This window comes from Streptosporangium sp. NPDC005286 (assembly GCF_040607515.1).
Lineage (GTDB): Bacteria > Actinomycetota > Actinomycetes > Streptosporangiales > Streptosporangiaceae > Streptosporangium.
This window is the reverse complement of the sequence record NZ_JBEXGU010000154.1, coordinates 1-21684: the sequence shown is the minus strand read 5'-3', so window position 1 is coordinate 21684 and position 21684 is coordinate 1. Positions and strand designations below refer to the sequence as shown.

21 protein-coding genes and 1 pseudogene are annotated in these 21684 nt (G+C 69.1%); 11 read left to right on the top strand and 11 right to left on the bottom strand.

The features are described 5' to 3' along the window. A partial coding sequence (locus ABZU75_RS36630) for an IS5 family transposase (RefSeq protein ID WP_355564731.1) occupies window positions 1-716 on the bottom strand: 716 nt, incomplete at its 3' end. A 346-nt stretch (window positions 717-1062) separates the two neighbouring features. Here ABZU75_RS36630 and ABZU75_RS36625 point away from each other — a divergent pair. The 3 genes from ABZU75_RS36625 to ABZU75_RS36615 are packed head-to-tail and all read left to right on the top strand — an operon-like array spanning window position 1063 to window position 4789. Further along, complete coding sequence (locus ABZU75_RS36625) at window positions 1063-1551, top strand: 2Fe-2S iron-sulfur cluster-binding protein (RefSeq protein ID WP_355564728.1); 489 nt, start codon at window positions 1063-1065, stop codon at window positions 1549-1551. Continuing rightward, the gene (locus ABZU75_RS36620) at window positions 1548-2540 is read left to right on the top strand and encodes a xanthine dehydrogenase family protein subunit M (RefSeq protein ID WP_355564725.1); all 993 of its coding nucleotides are present in this window, start codon (window positions 1548-1550) and stop codon (window positions 2538-2540) included. The genes ABZU75_RS36625 and ABZU75_RS36620 overlap by 4 nt, the downstream gene beginning before the upstream one ends. Further along, complete coding sequence (locus ABZU75_RS36615) at window positions 2537-4789, top strand: xanthine dehydrogenase family protein molybdopterin-binding subunit (RefSeq protein ID WP_355564722.1); 2253 nt, start codon at window positions 2537-2539, stop codon at window positions 4787-4789. Before ABZU75_RS36620 ends, ABZU75_RS36615 begins: the two co-directional genes overlap by 4 nt. Here the strand turns inward: ABZU75_RS36615 and ABZU75_RS36610 are convergent. Together ABZU75_RS36610 and ABZU75_RS36605 are read right to left on the bottom strand one after the other, a co-directional pair. Then, complete coding sequence (locus ABZU75_RS36610) at window positions 4784-5170, bottom strand: DMT family transporter (RefSeq protein WP_355564719.1); 387 nt, start codon at window positions 5168-5170, stop codon at window positions 4784-4786. The genes ABZU75_RS36615 and ABZU75_RS36610 overlap by 6 nt on opposite strands. A gap of 550 nt (window positions 5171-5720) precedes the next feature. Next, on the bottom strand, window positions 5721-7310 hold the full coding sequence (locus ABZU75_RS36605; RefSeq protein ID WP_355564716.1) for a tyrosine-type recombinase/integrase: 1590 nt from the start codon (window positions 7308-7310) through the stop codon (window positions 5721-5723). 704 nt (window positions 7311-8014) lie between these two features. Here ABZU75_RS36605 and ABZU75_RS36600 point away from each other — a divergent pair. After that, a pseudogene (locus tag ABZU75_RS36600) lies at window positions 8015-8334 on the top strand (hypothetical protein); the annotation flags it as partial. A gap of 45 nt (window positions 8335-8379) precedes the next feature. Here ABZU75_RS36600 and cpt read toward each other — a convergent pair. Next, window positions 8380-8913 (bottom strand): chloramphenicol phosphotransferase CPT, encoded by a 534-nt coding sequence (gene cpt / locus ABZU75_RS36595; protein ID WP_355564713.1) that lies wholly within the window; start codon window positions 8911-8913, stop codon window positions 8380-8382. Window positions 8914-9179: 266 nt separating this feature from the next. Between cpt and ABZU75_RS36590 the strand changes: the two genes are divergently transcribed. Then, window positions 9180-9662: an NUDIX domain-containing protein gene (locus ABZU75_RS36590; RefSeq protein WP_355564710.1), complete on the top strand. Its 483-nt coding sequence runs from the start codon at window positions 9180-9182 to the stop codon at window positions 9660-9662. 104 nt (window positions 9663-9766) lie between these two features. Here the strand turns inward: ABZU75_RS36590 and ABZU75_RS36585 are convergent, their stop codons facing one another. Further along, window positions 9767-10597 carry a PhzF family phenazine biosynthesis protein gene (locus tag ABZU75_RS36585; RefSeq protein WP_355564707.1) on the bottom strand — a complete coding sequence of 277 codons (831 nt, stop codon included), beginning with the start codon at window positions 10595-10597 and terminating at the stop codon, window positions 9767-9769. Between the two features lie 405 nt (window positions 10598-11002). Here ABZU75_RS36585 and ABZU75_RS36580 point away from each other — a divergent pair, with 405 nt between their 5' ends. Next, window positions 11003-11434: a nitroreductase family deazaflavin-dependent oxidoreductase gene (locus tag ABZU75_RS36580; protein ID WP_355564704.1), complete on the top strand. Its 432-nt coding sequence runs from the start codon at window positions 11003-11005 to the stop codon at window positions 11432-11434. A 368-nt stretch (window positions 11435-11802) separates the two neighbouring features. Further along, window positions 11803-12687, top strand: a complete 885-nt coding sequence (locus tag ABZU75_RS36575) for an alpha/beta hydrolase (RefSeq protein WP_355564701.1) — start codon at window positions 11803-11805, stop codon at window positions 12685-12687. Window positions 12688-12814: 127 nt separating this feature from the next. On the opposite strand, the gene ABZU75_RS36570 is transcribed toward ABZU75_RS36575, so the two are convergent. The 5 genes from ABZU75_RS36570 to ABZU75_RS36550 all read right to left on the bottom strand — a co-directional run bounded on the left by ABZU75_RS36570 (window position 12815) and on the right by ABZU75_RS36550 (window position 16974). Continuing rightward, complete coding sequence (locus tag ABZU75_RS36570; protein WP_355564698.1) at window positions 12815-12949, bottom strand: hypothetical protein; 135 nt, start codon at window positions 12947-12949, stop codon at window positions 12815-12817. 129 nt (window positions 12950-13078) lie between these two features. Further along, window positions 13079-13603, bottom strand: a complete 525-nt coding sequence (locus tag ABZU75_RS36565; protein WP_355564695.1) for a helix-hairpin-helix domain-containing protein — start codon at window positions 13601-13603, stop codon at window positions 13079-13081. An 82-nt stretch (window positions 13604-13685) separates the two neighbouring features. Beyond that, a complete protein-coding gene (locus ABZU75_RS36560; protein ID WP_355564692.1) occupies window positions 13686-14669 on the bottom strand; it encodes an alpha/beta hydrolase in 984 nt (327 codons plus the stop codon). Window positions 14670-15048: 379 nt separating this feature from the next. Beyond that, window positions 15049-16164: a MerR family transcriptional regulator gene (locus tag ABZU75_RS36555; RefSeq protein WP_355564689.1), complete on the bottom strand. Its 1116-nt coding sequence runs from the start codon at window positions 16162-16164 to the stop codon at window positions 15049-15051. Between the two features lie 561 nt (window positions 16165-16725). Next, window positions 16726-16974 (bottom strand): hypothetical protein, encoded by a 249-nt coding sequence (locus ABZU75_RS36550; RefSeq protein WP_355564737.1) that lies wholly within the window; start codon window positions 16972-16974, stop codon window positions 16726-16728. Between ABZU75_RS36550 and ABZU75_RS36545 the strand changes: the two genes are divergently transcribed. Together ABZU75_RS36545 and ABZU75_RS36540 are read left to right on the top strand one after the other, a co-directional pair. Beyond that, window positions 16925-17029 (top strand): hypothetical protein, encoded by a 105-nt coding sequence (locus ABZU75_RS36545; RefSeq protein ID WP_355564734.1) that lies wholly within the window; start codon window positions 16925-16927, stop codon window positions 17027-17029. The two genes, ABZU75_RS36550 and ABZU75_RS36545, sit on opposite strands and share 50 nt — an antisense overlap. After that, window positions 16996-17160, top strand: a complete 165-nt coding sequence (locus tag ABZU75_RS36540) for a 2-oxo acid dehydrogenase subunit E2 (RefSeq protein ID WP_355564686.1) — start codon at window positions 16996-16998, stop codon at window positions 17158-17160. Before ABZU75_RS36545 ends, ABZU75_RS36540 begins: the two co-directional genes overlap by 34 nt. 77 nt (window positions 17161-17237) lie before the next feature. On the opposite strand, the gene ABZU75_RS36535 is transcribed toward ABZU75_RS36540, so the two are convergent. Next, window positions 17238-19361: a ricin-type beta-trefoil lectin domain protein gene (locus ABZU75_RS36535; RefSeq protein WP_355564683.1), complete on the bottom strand. Its 2124-nt coding sequence runs from the start codon at window positions 19359-19361 to the stop codon at window positions 17238-17240. Window positions 19362-19790: 429 nt separating this feature from the next. Here ABZU75_RS36535 and ABZU75_RS36530 point away from each other — a divergent pair, with 429 nt between their 5' ends. Next, the gene (locus ABZU75_RS36530; protein WP_355564680.1) at window positions 19791-20120 is read left to right on the top strand and encodes a hypothetical protein; all 330 of its coding nucleotides are present in this window, start codon (window positions 19791-19793) and stop codon (window positions 20118-20120) included. After that, window positions 20066-21043, top strand: a complete 978-nt coding sequence (locus tag ABZU75_RS36525; RefSeq protein WP_355564677.1) for a DUF6493 family protein — start codon at window positions 20066-20068, stop codon at window positions 21041-21043. The genes ABZU75_RS36530 and ABZU75_RS36525 overlap by 55 nt, the downstream gene beginning before the upstream one ends. Window positions 21044-21684 lie beyond the last annotated feature (641 nt).

Here is a 21684-nt window from a genome sequence, read left to right as displayed (position 1 = left end):
CGGTGGTGCATGAGCCAGCCGAAGGTGCGCTCGACGACCCACCGGCGAGGCAGGACGATGAACCCGCGAGTGGCGGGGGCTCGGGGCACGACCTGGGCATCGATGCCGAGGGTGGCGGCATGGTCGATGAAGTGCGTGCGGTAGCCGCCATCGATCCAGGCCTTGCTGACGGTGGGATGGCCGGTGGCGAGCTGGTTGAGCAGGGGTATGCCGGCGGCTGAGTCCTGCACGCCGGCGGCGGTGACCAAGACGGCGAGCAGTAAGCCGAGCGTGTCGGTGGCGATGCTGCGTTTGCGGCCGACGATCTTCTTGGCCGCGTCTGTGCCCTGGCCGGTGGCAGGAACGTTGGTGGAGGTCTTGACGCTTTGCGCGTCGATCACGCACGCCGATGCTTCGGGGTTGCGTCCTTCGGCCTGGCGCACCTGGCGGCGTAGCAACCCGTTCAGCTCGGTGAACACCCCCTCGTCGCGCCAGGCGGCGAAGTACCAGTACACCGTGGCCCAAGGCGGGTAGTCGCGCGGCAGGTAGCGCCAGGGGATGCCGGTGCGGTCCACGTACATGATCGCGTTCATGATGGTACGCAGATCGTGCTCGGCGGGCCGTCCGAAGCCCGGGGCGCTGGCCTGGCGGCGGGCGCGCCAGGCGGTCAGGACGGGTTCGATCAGCTGCCAGCGGGCATCGGACAGATCGCTGGGATAAGGGGGCGGTCCAGCCATGGCAGTGGTCTATCGCCAACCAGATCGTCGAGCCCAGAGACCTGCAGGTCACGACAGCGAACTACAGCGCCACCGCCAGCCACAAAAAACCCACGACGGATCATCTTGGAACCAGACAGGAGAAAAGCCGTAGATCACTGTCGCATCCACACCAGATGTCACTATGGGTACCGACTTCCCCAGACGTTTCACTCCCTGCACTCTCCGCTGCTTGCAGAAACAAGCACAAAACACCCTACTTATGAGCCAAACGCGCTCTAAGAGAACGGTGTTCTTTTGCGGCTTGTTAAGAGATGCGGTGTTCTGTTAGCTTGCGGCCAAGGGATTCCGAAATCGGAGGGGCGTCGTGGTCGACGTACATATACGGGTGAACGGGACGATGGAGAAGCTCGACATCGAGCCGCGGGTGAGCCTGTTGGACGCGCTGCGTGAGCATCTCGGGCTGACCGGCACGAAGAAAGGCTGCGACCAGGGTGCCTGCGGGGCGTGCACGGTGCTGGTGGACGGCGAACGGATCAGCTCATGCCTGGCGCTGGCCGTCCAGTACGCCGACCGCGACATCACCACCATCGAGGGCATCGAGCATCCGATCCAGCAGTCGTTCATCCACCACGACGGCTTCCAGTGCGGCTACTGCACGCCCGGCCAGATCTGCTCGGCCCTCGGCATGCTGACCGAGCACGCGGCGGGCGCGCCCAGCGCGGTGACCGGGCACCTGGCCGCCACCGAGATCGAACTGACCGCCGAGGAGATCAGGGAACGCATGAGCGGGAACCTGTGCCGATGCGGCGCTTACAACGGCATCGTGGCCGCGATCCAGGAGCACAGCCGATGAAGGACTTCGCCTACCTGAGCGCTGAGGACGTACCCACCGCCGTCCGCGCGATCACCGAGCCCGGCGCCAAGCTCCTCGGCGGCGGCACCAACCTGGTGGACCTGATGCGGCAGAACATCGAACGCCCGGACACCGTGATCGACATCACCCGGCTGCCGCTGGACCAGATCGAGGAGCTCCCGGACGGCGGGGTCAGGATCGGGGCGCTGGTCCGCAACAGCCGGCTGGCCGCGCATCGGCTGATCAGGACGCGCTACCCCATGCTCGCCCAGGCGATACTCACCGGCGCGTCCGGCCAGCTCAGGAACATGGCCACGGTCGGGGGAAATATCCTGCAACGCACCCGCTGCCCGTATTTCGCGGATCTGGCCGCGCGCTGCAACAAGCGCGAACCGGGTGCGGGCTGCGACGCGATCGGCGGGTTCAACCGGAACGCGGCCATCTTCGGCGCGTCCGGCAGCTGCGTGGCCACCCATCCGTCGGACATGTGCGTGGCGCTGGCGGCGCTGGACGCGACGATCGAGCTGGAGAGCGTGCGCGGCACCCGGCGGCTGCCGCTGGTCGGCTTCCACATGCTGCCCGGGGACTCGCCGCAGCACGAGACCGCCATCGCGGCCGACGAGCTGATCACCGCGATCGAGCTGCCCGACCTGCCGATGGCGGCACGCTCCCGGTACCGGAAGGTGCGGGACCGCGCGTCGTACGCGTTCGCGCTGGTGAGCGTGGCCGCCGCGATCGAGGTGCGGGACGGCGTGATCACCGAGGCGCGGCTGGCGCTCGGCGGGGTCGCCGCGCGGCCGTGGCGGGCCCATGAGGCCGAGCGCACGCTGATGGGCGCGCCGGCGACGGAGGAGCGGTTCCTGCTGGCCGCCGACGCCGAACTGGCGGGCGCCGTCGCGCAGTCGCAGAACGCGTTCAAGATCGAATTGGCCAGGCGGGCGATCACGGCGACGCTGCGGCAGCTGCAGGTGGAGGGGAGCGCGGCATGAGGTATGTGGGACAGCCGGTCGACCGGCTCGACGGCGCCGTCAAGACCACGGGGGCGGCCCGGTATTCGGCGGAGTATCCGTACCCTGATCTGGCTTATGCCGCTCTTGTCCATGCGACGATCACGCGCGGCCGGATCACCCAGATCGACACGGAGACGGCGCGGAAGATGCCGGGCGTGCTGGCAGTGATCACCCACCGCAACGCGCCCTTGATGAAACCCCCGCCCAAGCCGACCCCGATGGATCTCAGCACGCTCATCATCGGCACCACGGTCAACTACCTGAACACCGACGAGGTGCACTGGAACGGCCAGCCGGTCGCGGTGGTCGTGGCGGAGACGCTGGACGCGGCCCGCGAGGCCGCGCACCTGGTCGAGGTGGAGTACGCCGAACTCCCCGCCACGGTGGACTTCGCGGCCGAGGAAGGCAACGCGACGCCGCAGAAGAGCACCTTGGTCGCGTCGGGCGCGGCCAAGAAGGGCGATCCCGATGCGGCCCTGGCGGCCGCGCCGTTCTCGCTCGACCTGCGCTACACCACGCCCGCGGTCAACCACAACGCGATCGAACCCCACTCCACCACCGCGTTCTGGGACAAAGACCGCCTGATCCTCCACGAAGGCACTCAGAACATCACCTGGCTGCGCGACCATCTGGCGGCCCGGTTCGACGTGCCCAAGAAGGACATCCGGGTGATCTCCCCGTTCGTGGGCGGGGCCTTCGGCGGCAAGTCGCTGGTGTGGCCGGGCACGGTGCTCACCGTGCTCGCCGCGAAGGTGACGGGACGGCCTGTCAGGATGATGCTGACCAGGGAGGGCGTCTACCGCACGGTCGGCGGGCGCACGCCGTCGATCCAGCGGGTGGCGATCGGCGCGGACGCCGACGGCTCGATGACCGCGCTCATCCACACCAGCGTCAGCCAGGTCGGCAAGATCGGCGGCTGGCTCGAGGGGGTGACCTCGGTGTCCCGCCACATGTACGACGCCACCAACATCCAGGTCCAGCAGAACCTGGTCCAGCTGGACGCGCTCACCAACACGATCATGCGTGCGCCCGGCGAGGCGATCGGCTCGTTCGCGCTCGAAGCCACGGTGGACGAGCTCGCGTACCGGCTGGGCATGGACCCGATCGAGCTGCGCGCCCGCAACGAGCCCGCCCGCAACCCGGTGGACGGCAAGGCGTTCTCCCACCGCATGCTGCTCGACTGCTTCGAGCGGGGCGCCAAGGAGTTCGGCTGGGCGGAGCGCACGCCGGAGCCCGGCTCGATGCGAGACGGCAAGTGGCTGGTCGGGATGGGCGTCGCCGCCGCCTACCATCCGGCCGTCCAGTTCTCGGCCAACGTCACCGTGCGCCTGTCGGACGACGGAACCGTCCTGGTCCGCTGCGGCTTCCAGGAGATGGGCATGGGCTCGGCGACCGCCTTCTCCCAGGTCGCGGCCGACGCCCTGGGCGTGCCGCTGAGCGCCGTCAAGGTCGAGTACGGCGACACGGACCTGCCGACAGGGCCGGGCGCCGGTGGGTCCGCCCAGACCGCGAGCGTGACCGCCGGCCTGCTCGCCGCCTGCGAGAAGCTCACCAACGCCGTGTTCACGGTGGCCAGGAAGACGCCAGGCTCACCGCTGCGCGGCTGGCGCAGGGCGGACGTGGTGGCCAGGGACGGCGGCCTCTACCAGAACACCCGGGGCGAGAGCTACCAGGACATCCTGCGCCGCGCCGACCGCGCCTCGATCGAAGCCCAGGTCGGCTCGGAGACCCGGATCGGCCAGGTGACCGGCCAGGTCAGGTTCATGTCCAAGTTCATGATGGACCAGCGGCGCTGGGTGAAGGCCGCCTGCGGCGCGCAGTTCTGCGAGGTGCGGGTGGACTCCGACACCGGCGAGGTGCGGGTCTCGCGCTGGCTCGGCGTCTTCGACGTCGGCACGGTGATCAACGCCAAGACCACGGCCAGCCAGCTGCGCGGCGGCATTGTGATGGGCATCGGCATGGCGCTGGCCGAGGAGACCCTGGTCGATCCACGGAACGGGCGGATCATGAACGCCAGCCTCTCCGAGTACCACGTGCCGGTGCACGCGGACATCCCCGAGATCGAGGTGCGTTACCTGGACGATCCGGATCCGACCATGCCGCTCGGCCTGATCGGCGTGGGCGAGGTCAGCGTCACCGGCGTGGCGGGCGCGATCGCCAACGCCGTGTTCCACGCCACCGGCAAGCGGATCCGGGACCTGCCGATCACGCTGGACAAGCTGCTATGACGGTTGCCTGCGGGCGACCGCGACGCCCACCAGGCAGAGCATGCCACCGGCCAGGGTGAGCCAGCCGGGCACCTCGCCGAGAACCACCCAGGCCATCAGCACGACCATCGCGGGCACCAGGTAGGTGGTGGCGCCCAGCTTGCCCGCGGTGGTCCTGGCCAGCGCGGTCGGGAAGACGCCCAGGTAGAGCAGGTTGAGGGTAGCCGACAGCGGCGCGGTGCCGGCCTGCTCGATCAGCTGACCGGCGAACGGCAGGCAGACCACCGCCCCGATCACGCACCCGAACGTGGTCACCTGCAGCGCGGAGGCGTGCGCGAGCGCGGGCTTCTGGGCGACGACCGCGATCGCGTACGTCACGGCGGCCACCACGCACAGCGCCACGCCGAGAACCGACGACGAGCCTGGCTAGAGATCGCCTGCTCATGTCCAGCGCGGTTCGCGAGGCGGTGCGAAAGACCAGGCCGGGTCACAGGCCGGTCGATCGTCTGGGCTTGACATCTGGCATGGAGATGGGTGTTGATCGGGCGGAGCGTGGTTGACGGGGTGGTGGTCCTGTCTTGGTTGGTGAGGCGGGACCGGACCCCGAGCTGAGGGGCGTGAGCCTCGTGGGGTGTTGCTTTCGCTGGTCATGTTCGGTGAGCTTTGGGAAGGTCGCTGTCTCGGCCGGTGCGGCGTTTTTTGGTTGCGGCCGATGTGGCGGCTGAGGCCGACTCACTGGCCGAGTCGGGCTTTTGCAGGTCGGGCCGGTTACCTACGATGCGGTGGCCGCCCCGACTCGCATAAGGCGAGTGGGGAGTATTTCGCGTCCGCTGACACTGGTCGCCCCTGCTCCCACGCTGGCCGGGCCTGTTCCCGTGCGGGCAAAGTACCGTGACGACAAAGGGGGCAGGCCCGCTGGAGGTCAGCGGGCCTGCCCCTGGTCTCGGGTGGTTCAGGTGGTGGTGTCGGCTGTCCTGGCCGGGAGGTTGATCAGGCGGGCTTGCTGTGTGCTGCCCGGTCCGGTGGTGATGAGGGCGGCGGTGGATTCGGCGGCGGCGCGGGCGACCTCGGGATAGACGCTGGCGTAGGTGTCGCGGGTGAACGTGGAGGAGACGTGGCCGAGGGTTTCCTGGACCACCTTGAGGTCGACTCCGGCGGCGAGCATGAGCGAGGCGGCGCCGTGGCGTAGGTCGTGCAGCCGTACCGGCGGCAGTTCGCCCGCGTAGGCGAGCAGGTAGAACTGGTCGCTGACGTGCTGCGGGTGCAGCGGTCGGCCGATCTCGTCGGTGAAGACGAATCCGCTGTCGGTCCATGCCTCGCCCGCGGCGAGTTGCTCGGCTGCTTGGCGTGCGCGGTGCCCGCGCAGGATGGTGATCGTTTCGTCGTCCAGGGCGATGACGCGGTCGCTGGCGTCGGTCTTGGGCCTGCCCTGGACCGGCTCCCAGCCGAGCTGGGTGATCTGCCAGTGCACCCCCGCAGTCCCCGCGGCCAAGTCGACGTCCTTCCAGCGCAGCCCGGCCGCCTCCCCGCGCCGTAGCCCTCGCAGGGCGATCAGCCGATACAGCGCATACAGACGGTGGGTACCGGCGTGGGTCAAGAAGGCCGAGGTGTGCGCCGGAGTCCACACCATGACCGGCGAAGGCCGGGGCGTGGAAATGTAGACACTGATGAGGTTGACGCGATCGCCGCGTCGCTCCCGCTCGACGGCCAGCCGCCGCCGCAGGTCCCTGGTGTACTGAGCGACGCGCTCGTCGGTCCACACCAGGGCTTTGGGCCGTTCGGCGTCGGGCAGTTCGACGACGGCGGCCGGGTTGAAGTCGATCAGCCGGTCCTGCTTGATCGCGATGTTCAGCGCGTGGCGCAGCGTGGCGCGGATGCGGTGAATGGTGGCCGGGCCGACCGGACGCCGGTACTTGACCTTTGCGCACTGCTCGGGGTCGGCGCTGGCGCGGGCCTCGGCGATGACGTCGTTGAACTCCTCGATCGCATCGAACATACCCGCGATGTCGGAGACCCGCAGCCGATCCAGCCTGATATGCCCCAGATACGGGGTGAAGTAGAGCCGGATGTGCGCCTCGTACGAGCGGCGGGTGGTGGCGTCGATCTTCCGCTTGCGGTTGAGGAACTCCCGCATCCACTCGGCGACCGTGACTGTCGAGTTGAGGTCCTGGCGGGTGCGGACCTTGCGCCGGACCTCCTCCACCGGCGGCAGCACCTTGGTTTCCTTGAGCGTGGACAACATCAGCTCGGTGATCTTCCTGCGCAAGTGCGGGTCCTCATCCAACGCCAGCAGGGCGCGGGCGTGCTCCAGTTCGGCCTCGACCTCCTCCAGCGAGGTGAAACCGCTGCGCCGCAGCGGGTTGCGCCGCCTCCCGTCGGCATGCCCGGGCAGTTCCAGCTGGTAGGCCCACCTGCCGTGCGTGCTGCTCCACCAGTCCTCCTTCCCTCCCGGGCGGCGAAGTCTCGGACAGGTCTTGCCGAGCTTCCTGCCGGTCGTCTCATCCCGGCAGGAACATGTTTTGTAGGTGGTTCCGTTCGCCATCGTGCCTCAGCTTCTTCGTCCTCAGCGTTCCGACGGCACCCATCGCCGTCGCGGTCTCCGGCAACGCCCACGCCTGGCGCAGCGCCATCAGGTATCTGCATCTGACGCGCAACGCTGGTGCCCACATCGATCACCACCCGGGAGTCCCCCCGATCAGTCGCCATCATCTGGAGCGTGATGTCGTTGCCGTGGCCCGGCCGGACCGGCGGCCCCACGCCGCCCCGCGATGCGCACGCGGGCACAACGGAACACGGGAACATGGGAACACCGGCTGGCCGGGACGGGTGGTATCGACGCCCACCTTCACCGCCCGCGTCAAGCAATATCCGCTGATCAGATTCCCGACGACGCCCCGGACCCGAACAGCTCCCCCGGGGCCTTCCCTTGGCCACAGATGCCGGCAGTCACCAGTCGGCGTAACAGCGGCCCGCTCCACCAGGACACAGCAGCCGCCGCGGCACACGGCAACGGTGTCGACGCCAGCGGCCAGACGAACGCCCAACCGCTGATCCCGTCGAGCAATCTCCTGACCAGCACCGTCCCGTAGACCCGCGCCCTAGAGGAGCTGTTCGAGGTTCGGATCATGTGGTTGAGGTGAGGAGCTTCAGCCACATGACCGAGCCTCGGAGGTGCAGTCCGGCCTCGGAGCTTTCCGAGGTTTTGTCGTAGCGGGTAGCCAGGCCGCGCCAGGTCTTGATCTTCTGGAACCGGACTTCGAGGCCAAGCCGGAGCGGATCGAGTACGCGGTCAACGAGCGCCCGGACCGCACCTTCGCCTTCGACGAGTTCGGCCCGCTGGGCATCCGGCCTGTCGCCGGGACCTGCCGGGCCACGCAGAGCCGGCCGGCCCGGCTGCCGGCCACCCACCCCAACCACACCGTGCAGACCCGCGCCTCTACCTGTACTGACGCAACGCCTACACCCACCACCCCGACGTCCTCGCCGCCCAGCGCCGCGAACGCGCCCACATCCGCAGCGAGGAAGGCATCCGGTGGGGAGGCCTACCCAGCACCGCCGCAGCTTGAGCTGCCCGTTGCTAAACACCGGGCGGCCGGGAGTTGATCCGTCGATCAGCTGACACAGGCGGCGATGGTCCGCGCGCACACCAGGGACTCGGTATGCGTCGTGTCCACCTCCAGGTCATAAATCACACCGTCGTGAACCACATCCGCTTGCGACGCAGCCATACCCTGGACCCGATCTCCACGTGCGACCTCGCGGCCTGCGGCGACCGTACTCTCACACCTCACACCAACCCACAGCACGTCCAGCTCGCTCAGAGCCTTCTGCCACCGCTGCTGGGACGAGGCTCCGCCGAGAAAGACGTCATCGATGATAACCCTGGCGCCGGCACGGGCCATGGCCACGACACCCTCCATCCAGGCTGCCTCCAGCGCCCGGAAGTCCGCCCCGATGCTCACCCCGCCGTCCGCCGCGATCTCGATCCCCGCGTCCGACGCCTGCATCCTCGCGGGCATCGCGTCGACGAATGAATCGACGCCGAACGCCAGCCACGGATCTGGAAGAACGGCCTGCAGGCACCGTACGATCCCGGACTTCCCCGAGCTGGAACCACCATTGATAATGATCATCCGAGTCGCCACCCCGCCACAGTAGGGCCTCTCCCATACGGCACAAAACGGATTTCGGCAGACCACACCCCGGTGAACGTTCCCGGTCACAGCACCAAGGACACGCGTTCCCTGACCGCGCGGTCCTGGGGCGCGTAAGCCGCGCACCACCGGCTCTCCCCGGTCACGAACCCGCCGTGCCATGGCCACCTCCGCGCCGCCATCGACGGCCTCTGCCACGTCTGGTCACCGTTACCGGCCATCGACCCCGTACGGGATGCTGGTCTAGTCTCACGATCGTGACGATCAGGAACTCGCACTGCTCCTTCTGCGGTGCGGCCTTCGCCCCCGGCCAGGACTGGCCGCGCACCTGCGCCGGCTGCCGGAACATCTCCTACCTCAACCCGTTGCCGGTCGCGGTGATGGTGCTGCCGGTCGACGACGGCCTGCTGGTGATCCGCCGTGACATCGAACCGCACCGGGGTGGGCTCGCCCTGCCCGGCGGCTTCGTCGACATGGGCGAGTCCTGGCAGCAGGCGGCCGTCCGGGAGCTCCGGGAGGAGACGGGGATCGTCGTCGACGCGGACGAGGTGCGCCTCCTCGACGTGCTCAGCGCCCCCGACGGCACCGTGCTGATCTTCGCTCTGGGGCCGAGGACCCGCTCGGCCACCCTCCCGCCGGTCACGCCCACGGCCGAGACGACGGAGTGGCTGCTGATCGACGGGCCGAGGGAGCTGGCGTTCCCGCTGCACACCAGGATCGTGGCGGAGTACTTCGGCTGAGCGGCCGCCGAGAGGCGGGCAGGCGGCGCACGGCCCTCGCCCCCGCGGCGACCCCGTGGTTCTCGTACGACGGGCGCCTTCGCAGGCGATCAGGCACGGCACGTCTACAGTTTGACCTCGCCTGTGACGCAGGTGATCGTGCCGCCGCCGACCCAGATCGTCCCGTCGGCGTCCCGGGAGATGTGGGCGCGCCCGGCACGCCCGAGGACCGTCCCCTGACTCGCCACATACGGTGCCTCGGCGCGGCCGGTGCGGAGCAGCCACTGCGCGAGCGAGGCGTTCAGGCTCCCGGTCACCGGGTCCTCGGCCGTGGCGCCGTCCTTGGGGAAGAACGCCCGCACCTCGAACGCCTCCGGGGACCCTTCGGGATACGGGCCGACCACGCCCACGTCGAGATCCACGAACCCTGGCCGCAGCGCGAGCACCTCATCCGCGCTCGCCAGCAGGACGGCCACCCAGCCGGGCCCGTTGTCCGCCCACTCGGCGTCCAGGATCTCGGCGCGGCCGATGCCCAGCATCCGCGCGACGCGCTCCACCACCGGTTCCTCGACCGGCCCCGAGCGGAGCAGCGGCGGCGCGGCGAAGGCCAGCCCGTATCCGGTCCGGCGCACCGGCACCAGCCCCGCCCCGCACTGCTGGACGATCACGTCGGCCCCGCCCGGCGTCCCGCCCGCCGCCAGCCAGGCGTGGCAGGTGCCCAGCGTCGGGTGCCCGGCGAAGGGCAGCTCCGAGCCCGGCGTGAAGATCCGCACCCGGTAGTCCGCGCCGGGCGCGCTCGGCGGCAGCACGAAGGTGGTCTCCGACAGGTTCGTCCAGCGCGCGAACTCCAGCATCTCCTCGGTGGTCAGCCCTCTCGCGTCGAGCACGACGGCGACCGGATTACCCCGGTATGGAGTGGTGGTGAAGACGTCGACCTGCTGGAAGGGGCGTGGCATGCCGCCGAGTATGCCACCCCGGGTCTCGAATCCACGCCTTGACAGCGTTCACCGTGAGGGCTTGTAATGATCCACGTCGCGTGTCGCCGACCTGGAGGACGGCGGTGGCATGGAGGCGCCGTAACAAGGGATGATGTCGTGACCTCTCACTTCACAGGCTGCGCCTAACCGCATCGCGCCCGCGCGCCGTTCCCGCATCCGGTGGTGCTGAGCACCGCTTTCGCAGGTGAGCTCTTCTCGAATCCGACGGGCCGGTGACCGGCCGGCGGCCCACTGCCCCGCGTACTCATCGAGGCTCCATGTCCGCGGCCGAGCCGGCGTGCGGCGGCTTCGTACCCCCCGTACCGCATCATTCATCTCCACCGCGCACCCTCGCGCTTCACCCACGCCTGGAGTAGGCAGAGCATGCCCAACGACTTCAATCAGCGGATCATCGAAGAGTTTCGTGCCAACGCCGGCCGGGTCGGCGGCCCCTTCGAAGGAGGCCGGTTACTCCTTCTGACGACGACCGGGGCCAGGACCGGCGCGCGCCGTACCACCCCGGTCGGCTACCTGCCGGACGGCGCGCGCAAGCTGATCATCGCCTCCGCCGGGGGCGCGCCGAGCCATCCGGCCTGGTACCACAACCTCCTCGCCGACCCGCGCGTCACCGTGGAGGACGGGGTCTTCACCTACCAGGCGCAGGCGGTCGTCCTGGAAGGCGAGGAACGGGACCGCCTCTTCGCCCGTGCGGTGAAGTCAGATCCCGGATGGGCCGACTACCAGGCCAGGACGAGGCGGGTCATTCCCGTCATCGCCCTGAACCCCGTCGACGGCGGGCCGCCCGCCGGGCCGTAGGGGGATTCCCTTCGCAGGTTCTGATCTCCGGCGACGGGCCCGACCTCGGCGCGCTCCTTGCCGAGGTCGACCGGCTCACAGCGGAGCTGGAAGCACAGTCCCGATTCCCAACACGATGACCACCCGAACCAGCCGGCGCCGGCCGTTCCGGTGGCACCGTGCCGCCTGCCGAACGCGCCGGCCGGGCCGCAGGAAGCGGGTTACCACCACGCTGCCATCAGTGCCTTCACCCGGGCCGACCGGCCGCACGTGCCACGCGCCGTCTGGTGACCGCTCTCATCACCAGGCCTGTCCCATCAACGAGCTTCAGCCACACCGGGCAGATGGCGGTCCACACCCCGTCACCCGCACAGCGGAAGGATCACATTTTGAACGTCACACACATCCCCACCACGCCCGACGACAGCGCCGCGGCTCTGGCTGAGCTCAGGACTCTGCAGTCCCGTCCCCCCGTCCTGCCCGCCGACGCCGACCTCACGCCCGCCCTGCCGCACACCGGCGGCATTCCCGGTGAATGGGTCACCGCTCCCCGCCAGACGGCGATCGAGGCGGGGGTCACGATCTACGTCCACGGGGGCGGATTCGAATACAAAAACCCTCACCTGGAACAGGTCATGGCTTATCGCTTGTCCCGAGCGACCGGCCGCCCTGTCCTGGCGGTGGACTACCGTCTCGCCCCCGCCCACCCGTATCCTGCCGCGCTCGACGACATGGTGGCCGCCTATCGAAGCCTGCTGGACCAGGACGTGCCCGCCTCACGGATCATCCTGGCGGGTGAGTCCGCCGGGGGCACGTTGCTGCTGTCGGCGCTGCTCGTGCTCAAGCAGGCGGGCGATCCCCTCCCCGCGGCGGCGGTGGCCATTTCCCCGCAGACCGACCTCACCCTGTCCAGCCCGTCCATCGACGCAAACGACGGCCAGGACTTCGTCAACCGGGCCGTACTCGACCATGTCCGCACCCAGTATCTGGCCGGGGCACAGCCGGACCGAGCACCTCAGTCTCCCCTCCACGGCGAGCTCGGCGGGCTGCCGCCGTTGCTGCTCGCGGTGGGCTCGAAAGAGGTGATGCTCGACGACGCGCGGCGCTTCGCCGAAGCCGTCTCCGCCGCCGGAGGAAACGTCTGTCTCGACATCTACGACGGCATGCCCCACGCCTTCCACGCCACCGTACTGTCGGCCACCCCGCTTCCCATCGCCACCATCCTGCTGCACCGCATCGCGGAGTGGATCGGCCGGCAGGACCGATCACGGTGATCATCCCAGGACTCCGAATGGTCTCACCGAGCCGGCCACCGCCGTCATCGTCCGGTTCGGTCCACGTCGCGCCCGTGATCGTTCTCGCCTTCCTTCTTGGCGATGAGCTGCCTGAGCGCGCCGACGATCATGAGACCACACCGATCACGAAGATCGGAAAAGCGCCCGGCGCCCGCTGGGGCAACGCCATCCACGACATGCCCGTGGCGAACGTGGTCAGGACGCAGCCGACCAGGAAGATCGTGCGCCAGACCGAGATCATGCCGCCTCCATCATTGCGACTTCACAGTGACCGACTCGTTCCCCATGATCGACGAGTACGTGATGATGACTCTCTTCCCGCGTAGGCCTCTGCGAAGAGAATGCTAAGCAGTTGCTCCGAGCTCGTCGATCAGATGAACGGGCCGACGATCCGCACGCCCAGGCCCTCGGCCTTGGCCCGCTTGGAGCCCGCCTTCTCCCCGGCCACCAGCAGCGACATCTTCGCCGAGACACCGGAGGAGGATCTGCCTCCGGCGCGTTCGATCAGCTCGTTCATCTGGTTGCGGGTCAACGCCTCCAACGCCCCGCTCATCGAGCCGGTGACCACCACGGGCATCCCGGCCAGCGGCAGCTCGGAGGTGCCACCCGCCTCCGGGGCCGTCCGCGCATCGGGGTCGACGCCGGTGTCGGGGGCGGCGGGTGGCCTCCAGCCGGGCTCGGTCATGGTGACCCCGGCCGCCACCAGCTTCTCGATCAGCGGGGCGAGCTCGACCAGCTCGGCCACCACCACCGGTGACTTCTCCGGGCCGATGCCCTCCACCGCTTCGATCGCCTCGGCGTCGGCCGCGCGGACGGCGTCCATGCTGCCGAAGTGCCGGGCGATGCGGCGGCTCATGGAACGGCCGGTGCCGCGCACGCCCAGCGCGCAGAACACCCTGCTGAACTCTGACGGCCCTGACGTGGCAGCGAACGAGAGGTCGCGCCAGGGAGCCTGGGCGGGCGCGGCAGAGGGGCCTTTATGCGGCGGGCAGGGCCGTGAGCCATTCGGTCAGGAACCGGTTGACCTCCTCGGGACATTCCTGCTGGATCCAGTGGCCGCAGCCGTCCAGGAGGTGGGAGGAGACCAGCCCAGGAAGGGTGGCCGGGTAGGCGTTGATCGCGTCGGCCATCCAGGTCGTGGAGGCGTCCAGGCTGCCGCCGATGAACAGGGAGGGCTGCTTGATGGGGGCGCCGTTGAAGTCGGAGAGGTCCTTCCAGTCGCGGTCCATGTTGCGGTAGCGGTTGAGCGCGCCGGTCATGCCGGTGCGTTCGAACTCTCCGGCGTACACCTCCAAGTCGTCCTCGGCGAGCCAGGAAGGCAGCCGGCCGCTGGGGAACCGGTCGCGCAGCGTTGCGCCGGGGCTGACGAAGTGCGGGTCGGGGGCATCGGGTCCGGGCATGGTCTCGGCGGACAGCGCCGTGTAAAAGCCCGCGAGCCAGCCCCGCACGTCGGGTTCCATCTCGGCCTCGGCGCGGCCCGGCTCCTGGAAATAGGAGACGTAGAACTCCTGGTCACCGCCCATCTGAGCGAAGATGTCGGTGGGGCGGGGGCCACCGGGCGGCGCGTAGGGCACACTCAGCAGCCCCACCGCGCGGAAGACCTCGGGGTGCAGCAGGGCGGACGTGGCCGCGATGTTCGAGCCCCAGTCGTGGCCGATGATCACTGCGGACTCCTCGCCCAGGGCGCGCACCAGCGCGACGTTGTCCTCCACCAGAGCGAGCATCCGATAGCTGTCCTCCGCGGCCGGCTTGGAGGATCGGCCGTAGCCGCGGACGTCGAGCGCGACCGCCCGGTAACCGGCCTGCGCCAGCGCCGGGAGCTGACGGCGCCAGGAGTACCAGGACTCGGGGAAGCCGTGGACGAGCAGCACCAGCGGTCCGCTCCCCTGCTCCGCGGCATGAATCCGGCCGCCCGGCACGGACACCGAACGATGCGTGATCTCTGCGACGTGCTGCGACATGAGTCTCCTCCAGATGGCGTGCCCGCTTCTGCCAGCGGCAGTGCTCTTGTCCCCCGCTCCGCGTCCCCTTTTGCTCTGCGGGCGCTACCACCGATCATCCCGCTGACCTGGTCAGTCGCCTAAATCCTGTTGCCGGATCAGCAACTTCCACGATGTGGCCCGCCCAAGTTCCCCAGTGTCTCTTCTCGTTCCCCTGCCACATCAGGGCCGCGACCACCCGCATCCGAACCGGCAGTGGCGATAACCCCAGCCCCGACGGCTCGCTAACGTCACTGGCCGGTCGGTTGCTGCTCAAGGGCCGAATCGCATTGATGCCCTGCGCCGCACATGACCGGCGGGCCGTCCAGGAGCCGCCATGACGCTGACGCTGCGACGCGGTTCAAGTTATGAGCAGGCGGAGGCCGAGATCTGCCGCGTCGAGGTCGGCGAGGTCGCTGTTGCGCTCGGCCCACCGGCCGGAGTCGAGGTCGTCGCTGAGGCTTCGCACCGCCCGCTGCTCGGCCTCCGGCCCGACCCTCGCCCACACCGACATCGCACGGCGCACGTGATCCTCCAGATACGCCCCCGGTCGGCGCCAGTACGCCTCGAACAGGCCATCAGCGCAGTCCCACGGGATGGGCACCGGCTCAGCGCGGGCGCCGATCGCGTCGGCCATCCCAGCAAGCGAGGGAAATTCCGCGAGGACGGCGGCGAACTCGGGCAGGTAGTCGCGGGTAAGCCAGAACCGGTCCTGCCATCCGGGCTCGTCGGTGTCGAACGTGAGCACCACCACGCGGCGGGCCACGCGCCGCATCTCGCGCAGCCCCGCTATCGGGTCCCCCCAGTGGTGAACGGTGGAGACGGCCATCGCGACGTGGAAGGACTGGTCCTCGAACGGCAGGCTCTCCGCGGCGGCGGCCACGCACGGCGCCGAGCCGGCAGGCCGCTGCCCCCGCATGACCGCCGATGGCTCCACCGCGGTCACGTCGCGATCAGCAGGCTCGTAGGAGCCGGTGCCGGCCCCGACGTTCAGCACCGTCTGCGCGTCCCCGAGCGCGTCCCAGATCTGCGCGGCGATCCGCGGCTCAGTACGTCGTGTCGCGGTGTAAGCGCCGCCGATCGCGTTGTACAGCCGTGCACCGAGCATCTCCAGTTGCTCCTCCGGTGTCACCTTAAGTCCCTTCGCCCGTACCTCAAGTTCCCTGTCGATGGCCGCCACCATGGCGTCAGCGCGATCACGCCGCTCCAGCAGCAGGCCGCGCAGTCGGCGCAGGTGCGCGACCGCGTCGGTGGACGGGTCGCCGACCAGTTCCGTAACCTCCCGCAGCCCGAAGCCCAACCGCCGATAGGCCAGCACCTCCCGCAGCCGCTCCACGTCGCCCGCCGAATAGGCCCGGTACCCGGCCGCGGTCCGCGCCGACGGCTGAACGAGCCTGATCTCGTCATAGTGATGCAGCGTGCGGACACTCACGCCGGCCAGCTCGGCCACGTGTCCCACGGTCCAGTGATCCTCCACGCCACCGACTATGCAGCCTGACGCCACGTGAGGGTCAAGAGCCTCACTCACGGCAGCAAGAGCCGAGCGCGAAGCAGCGGTCCGAGGCGACTCCGGCAAGCCAGAGCGATGGTCTGGTTCAGAGAAGCTTGTGTCAGATGCTCACTCCTTCGACCGGACCCGGCCCATTGGTCACGTCCGCGACGTCGTTCTCGGCCTGCATCCAGCCCATCGCGTCACGCCGTGATGTGTGCCGCGGGCTCACAGCAGCTTGCCGTCTCGTCCAGGAACGCCGCCAGCGCGGCGTCATCCAGGGCGGAGCCGGTGGTCAGGTCTCCGGACGGCGGCGCTGGCCGCCTCGGCGCCGTCGCAGAGCTCGCCGATTCTCCGGTCCGTGTTGGCGCGGCAGCGTAACGTAGGCGTGTACCGAAATCGCAACGTCGTGCCGCTCGTCGCACGCGGGAACGGCCCGGGGTATCGGGTAATCCGGCCCGCCGGGCTATTAGTGGCCCTGAGCACGTCGAGCAGCGGGCGCGCGCACGTCTAGGGGAACACCTTACGCGCGTGCTGGCCTCTGCCCCGCTACTGGTGACCGGTACGTCCGCACTGTTCCTGTCTGCAGTCGCCGCAGCCTTCGGAGCTCCCGTCGAAAGCTGCATCGATGACTGCGTCGCGCTCCGGATTGACCGTCCAGGATTGCTGGGCCGGGTGGAGCTCCCGGCCGATCAGCGCCCGCCACGGCGGCACCTTCACGATCACCAACCCCGGACCGTTCGGCACCTTGATCAGCGCCCCCATCATCAACCAGCCGCAGGTGGCCATTCTTTCCACCGATGGCATCAGGAAGCGCCGGTGGTGCTGGAAGTCCCTGGGGCGGGAGAGGTGATCACGATTCACCCGGTCGGCGACCTCTCGCTGTCGTTCGACCATCGCGCCTTCGACGGCGCCTACGCGGCGGGATTCATCAGCCGCGTCAAGCAACTCCTGGAAGCCGACGATTGGTCGCCGCGACTCTAGCCTTCGACAGTGAAGGCGTCGCGTGAGCACGCCGCCCGAGGATTGCTCGGGCGGCGGGCAGGGTGGTTAAGCGCTGGTCAGGGGTAGTTGACCAGGTTCGCGACGTTGGTCGTCGAGTTGGAGGGGCCGCCGGTGGTGTTGATGATGTTGCGGATGGTCCCCACGCCGCCGAGCGAGACGGTGACCATGTTGTGGAACCGTACGCCCGGAGTGTTGGGCGCTTCGAAGGCGCGGGCGGCGACCACGCCGGGGTTGACGTTGAAGTAGCAGTAGCTGCCCAGACCCCACGCCTCGTGGGTGGTGACGGAGGGAGCGACCTTGTAGGCCGCGTAGCCCTGGGTGCTGCCGTTCATCCATGCGGCCTGGTTGGGCGGGTCGTAGGGCATCTCGTTCTGGTAGAAGTACGTCCGCCCGCCGTTGCCGTTCCAGACCGTCTGGTACTGCTGGTAGTGCTCGACGAACAGCCCGTACATGGTGACGTCGTTGCCGTTCACGGTCAGCCCGTTGGCTGCGGTGTTGCTGTTCCAGCCGATGCCGGAGCCGTGGTCGCCGCGCCAGATCCAGAGGTGGTCGCCGATCACGTTGTTGCTGTTGACGACCAGGCTCTGGCTGGCCTTGCCTACCGCCGCGCCGCCGACGCGGAGGTACACGTCGTGGAGGGAGGTCGGGTTGGCTGCGTGCCCGGCGGTGGACCCGGCCGGGCCGACCTGGAGGAGTATCGGCGAGTTGACCGTGCCCGCGTCGAAGAGGATCCCGGCGATCTTCACCCCGTCCACGTCGGCGACGGTCATCGCGGTGACGCCGTTGTCGGGGATGAAGCTGGCCAGGCCGAGCCCGAGCACGACGGTGTTGGCCCGGGTGACCCGGATCGTGTCGTTGAGGTGGTAGACGCCCGGGGTGACCAGGAGGTCCTGCCCAGCGGCCAGCGCGGCGTTGATGTTGGCCGCGGTGTGCCCGGGTTTGACGATGAAGAACTGGCTGAGCGGGAGCGAGGTCCCCGAGGGGTTCCCGCCCGACCAGGAGGTGCCGGTCGAGTTGGTCCGGAGGGCCGGGACGAAGACCTGGTAGTTCCCGGCCTGGTCGATGTACAGGAAGGGCTTCTCCCGGACCACCGGGGTGGTGGCCACCCGCGTGTACGGCGGGTTGGGGAAGTTCCCGGAGGGGGCGTTGGTGGCCCCGACGAAGACCATGTTCCAATTGGAGCCCGTCCAGCTGCCCATCTCGGTGTTGCGGGTCAGCCACTGCTGCTGCGTGCCCGAGCGGACCTGCCCGTCGATCCGGGTGTCGGCTAAGAGCCCGCCGCTGGACCAGCCGCCGTCGTCCAGCTGGAGGTTCCCGCGCAGGTGCATCCGCCGGTACGGCGCAGCCTGCGACACCGCCCACCGGTCGTTGCCGCCGGGCGGGGTGACGGACAGGTTCTCGACCCCACGCCAGAAGTTCTGGGTGGCGTTGCCCTGGAACCAGTCGGCCTCGGCGTGGACGGGCCCGTTGACGGTGACCTGGTCGGGCAGCAACCCGAGCCCGAGGACCTGGGTGTAGAAGCCGACGTTCACGTCCACGTTGTACGTACCGGGCTTGAACAGCAACGCGAAACGGTTGCCACCGAACTGGTTGCTCTGCTGCTGGTTGAAGACGGTGTTCAGCCGGGACTGGATGGTCGAGGCGGGCATCGTCGGGTCGAAGATGCTCACGTTCGGCCCGAGGTCGGGGTTGGATCCGGTCGGCGGCGGGGTCGGGAGGGTCCAGCGCTGGTTGGCGCCGGCGGAGCAGTCCCAGATCTGGAGCGGGGTGCCGTCGGCGGAGCTGGGCCCGGTGGCGTCCAGGCACTTGCCGAGCGCGCGCAGGGTGCCGTCGGCCTGGGCGGTCCAGACCTGGGCGGTGGTGCCGTTGCAGTCATAGAGCTGCACCCGGGTTCCGTTGGCGGTGCTGGCGGCGGCCACGTCCACGCACTTGCCGAGGGCCCGGATGGTGCCGTCGGTGCCGGTGGTCCACTGCTGGGCGTTGCTGCCGTTGCAGGTGTAGAGCTGGATCTGGGTGCCGTTGGCCGGGTTGGCGCCGGCCACGTCCACGCACTTGCCGCCGTACCCGGTGATCTGGCCGACGGCGGCGGAGGCGGGGGTGACGGTGAGGGTGAGGGTGGTCGCGACGAGCGCGAACCCGGCTGTCAGAGCGAGCACTAATCGGGCGCGTTGCAGGCGCATGGGGGGTCCTTCTGGCTCGTTCACTTCTTAAATTAAGACGCATGTAACATGCCCATATGGCGCCCTGTCAATAGGAAACTTTACTAATGATTGATCTCATGACGTCGGGTGGAGCGCCTTTCAATAGCGATCTCCGTCCGACGCAGGTGCACGGAATCGACTCCGAGCCAGCAGCACCGGTTCATATGCCGCCTGTGACGCTCGAAAACTCGGCCGGGGCTTTGACCTGGAGGTTCGCTTGCGAGCGGCTGCACGTTGGCGACTTCCAACAGGGTGTCCGCGTGGCACAGCCCGTCCAGCCCGCAGAAGCACACGAGGTCTTCGACCTCGGGGAACAACGGAGCAGCCAATAGCGGTAAGCGCGGACGACGTGTCGTCGTAGTGACGACGAATCTGTCGTCACTTTGACGACGTCCGGGAGGCTGTGCCGTGAAACCTGCCTACGACCTCACCGACCCCGACGACGCCCGGCGGTTCCTCAACGACGACCCCGCAGGTGGAGCTCGCTGGCAGCCGCCCGGCAGCGAGCCCATCTACACCAAACAGTTGGCCTCGCTGCTGCAGTTCGCCGGACCGGCTCAGGACAACCACACCCTGACCGGCGATGAGGCGCTGGCCGGGCTCACTCTGCTGGCGGCACTGCGGGACTGGCTGACCGACGCCGAGCCCGACCTGATCGATTCGAACGCGGCGCGACGATCCCCGTGCCGCTGGCCACCCCGACCGCCGCCACCGGGCATCTCGACAACGAGACCCTGATCGACCGCATGGAGCGGCTGGGCGACACCGAACCGCTCGAAGCCGATTTCCAGCAGGCGCTGTTGCGACTGCCACGGCACGTGGACGAGTCCTTACTGGTTCGGGCGGAGAAGCTACCCACGCAGGCGGGGCGGCGGCTCGCCGACTGGCTGCGCGACGGCGCACTGCCCGATCCGGTGGTGCACTGCGAGGTGAGGCAGACACCGAGGGCCAACCACTCCCGCCCCTCCCCGTACGAGGTGCACACCCGGGCCGTGCCACCCGAAGGCCTGCCTGCCTGGCTGCACGAGCTGTGCGCGGTGCGGCCCGCCAACGGATACGCCGCCTACCCCGACGAGGTGGCGTGGTGGCCGACGATCATGCCGTCCCATCGCGAGGTCGTGGCCGCGTACATGGTGCAGTGCCTGCCCTGGATAGCCAACCGCAGCGGCTCCCGCGTGGACGCCGTGGCGGCTCTGGCCCACGGCGACGGCCCAGTGGGCAGGGCGACCGCGATCACCATCGCCGCCTGCCTGGCTCACCCCCGGCCCGCCCAGCGCGCCGCCGCCGCTGAGGCTCTGATCACCCTGGCGGTACGCGGGCAGCTCCCGGCCTCAGACCTCGGCTGGGCCGTCGCAATGCTGGTCCGCGCCGAGCACATCACGCTCAAACGGATCACGGCGGCACTGGCCGACCTGGTCGCGGCCGGGGCGCACGCCGAGATCTGGCAGGCCCTCGCCGTGACCGTCCGGCTCCTGCTGCCGACGGAGGCGGGCGAAAGGACGCGGAACGGGCTGGGTGAGCTCCTGGGCGTCGCCGCCTGGGCGGCGGCCCTGGCAGGGGCGCGTGGCGAGATACCGGGGCTGGCGGAGCTGGCGGCACGCACCGGGTCGAGCCTCGTCCTCCAGGAGGCCCGCCGCCTGCACGGGGCTATCTCCTCGTGAAAGGCGCCCGCCCAATCCGGAAGCGCACCTTCCGGCCGCCCACCCCCGAGGTCACCGAGCTCAGTAGCGTGAGATCATCCGGCCGGGCGGCCGGGGCAGGGCCGGTCCCGGCCAGGTCGTAGGCAATCACCGTTCAGGGCCACGGCCGGCGCCAGCGCTGGCGCGGCCGCCACCAGTCTCGCCTTCTACCTCGCCGCCTACCGCACTCCCTGTAAACGATCGTTATCTGGGGTTGTCAAGCGAACTAGCTGGTCAGCAGCTTGAAGGTCGTTAAGGGTCGGGTAGCCGGGGCGCATTGCTACGCCCCGGCCCCCTCAGAACCGTGCTTGCTGCTCGTCGCAGCACGGTTGCGTCCACGGAGGTGGTGTACGAGTTTCCCCAGCTAGTGGGCGTGGCTCCGTTAAATGAGAACGGCGGCCCCCGGCGTGGCAGGCAGTCCACAATGTCATCACGGTGAGCAGACGCCTCCCGTGAGTGAGCTGACCGACCTGTGGTTGACGGTTATGGCCGCTGATCTGCTCTCCGGTCCCCGCTTCTATGGCTCCGGTCCCGATCAGAGGAGTGGGGGGGGGGGGGGGGGGGCGCACACTCCGGACCCCGACACCCTGGAAAACAAGCCCCACAACAAAAAAAATATAGGT

What these genes read in the sequence shown, in the direction of transcription:
- ABZU75_RS36620 (WP_355564725.1), top strand. Translation starts at nt 1,548, where the DNA reads ATGAAGGACTTCGCCTACCTGAGCGCTGAGGACGTACCCACCGCCGTC.
- ABZU75_RS36615 (WP_355564722.1), top strand. Translation starts at nt 2,537, where the DNA reads ATGAGGTATGTGGGACAGCCGGTCGACCGGCTCGACGGCGCCGTCAAG.
- ABZU75_RS36605 (WP_355564716.1), bottom strand. Translation starts at nt 7,310, where the DNA reads ATGGCGAACGGAACCACCTACAAAACATGTTCCTGCCGGGATGAGACG.
- ABZU75_RS36585 (WP_355564707.1), bottom strand. Translation starts at nt 10,597, where the DNA reads ATGCCACGCCCCTTCCAGCAGGTCGACGTCTTCACCACCACTCCATAC.
- ABZU75_RS36580 (WP_355564704.1), top strand. Translation starts at nt 11,003, where the DNA reads ATGCCCAACGACTTCAATCAGCGGATCATCGAAGAGTTTCGTGCCAAC.
- ABZU75_RS36570 (WP_355564698.1), bottom strand. Translation starts at nt 12,949, where the DNA reads ATGATCTCGGTCTGGCGCACGATCTTCCTGGTCGGCTGCGTCCTGACC.
- ABZU75_RS36560 (WP_355564692.1), bottom strand. Translation starts at nt 14,669, where the DNA reads ATGTCGCAGCACGTCGCAGAGATCACGCATCGTTCGGTGTCCGTGCCG.
- ABZU75_RS36535 (WP_355564683.1), bottom strand. Translation starts at nt 19,361, where the DNA reads ATGCGCCTGCAACGCGCCCGATTAGTGCTCGCTCTGACAGCCGGGTTC.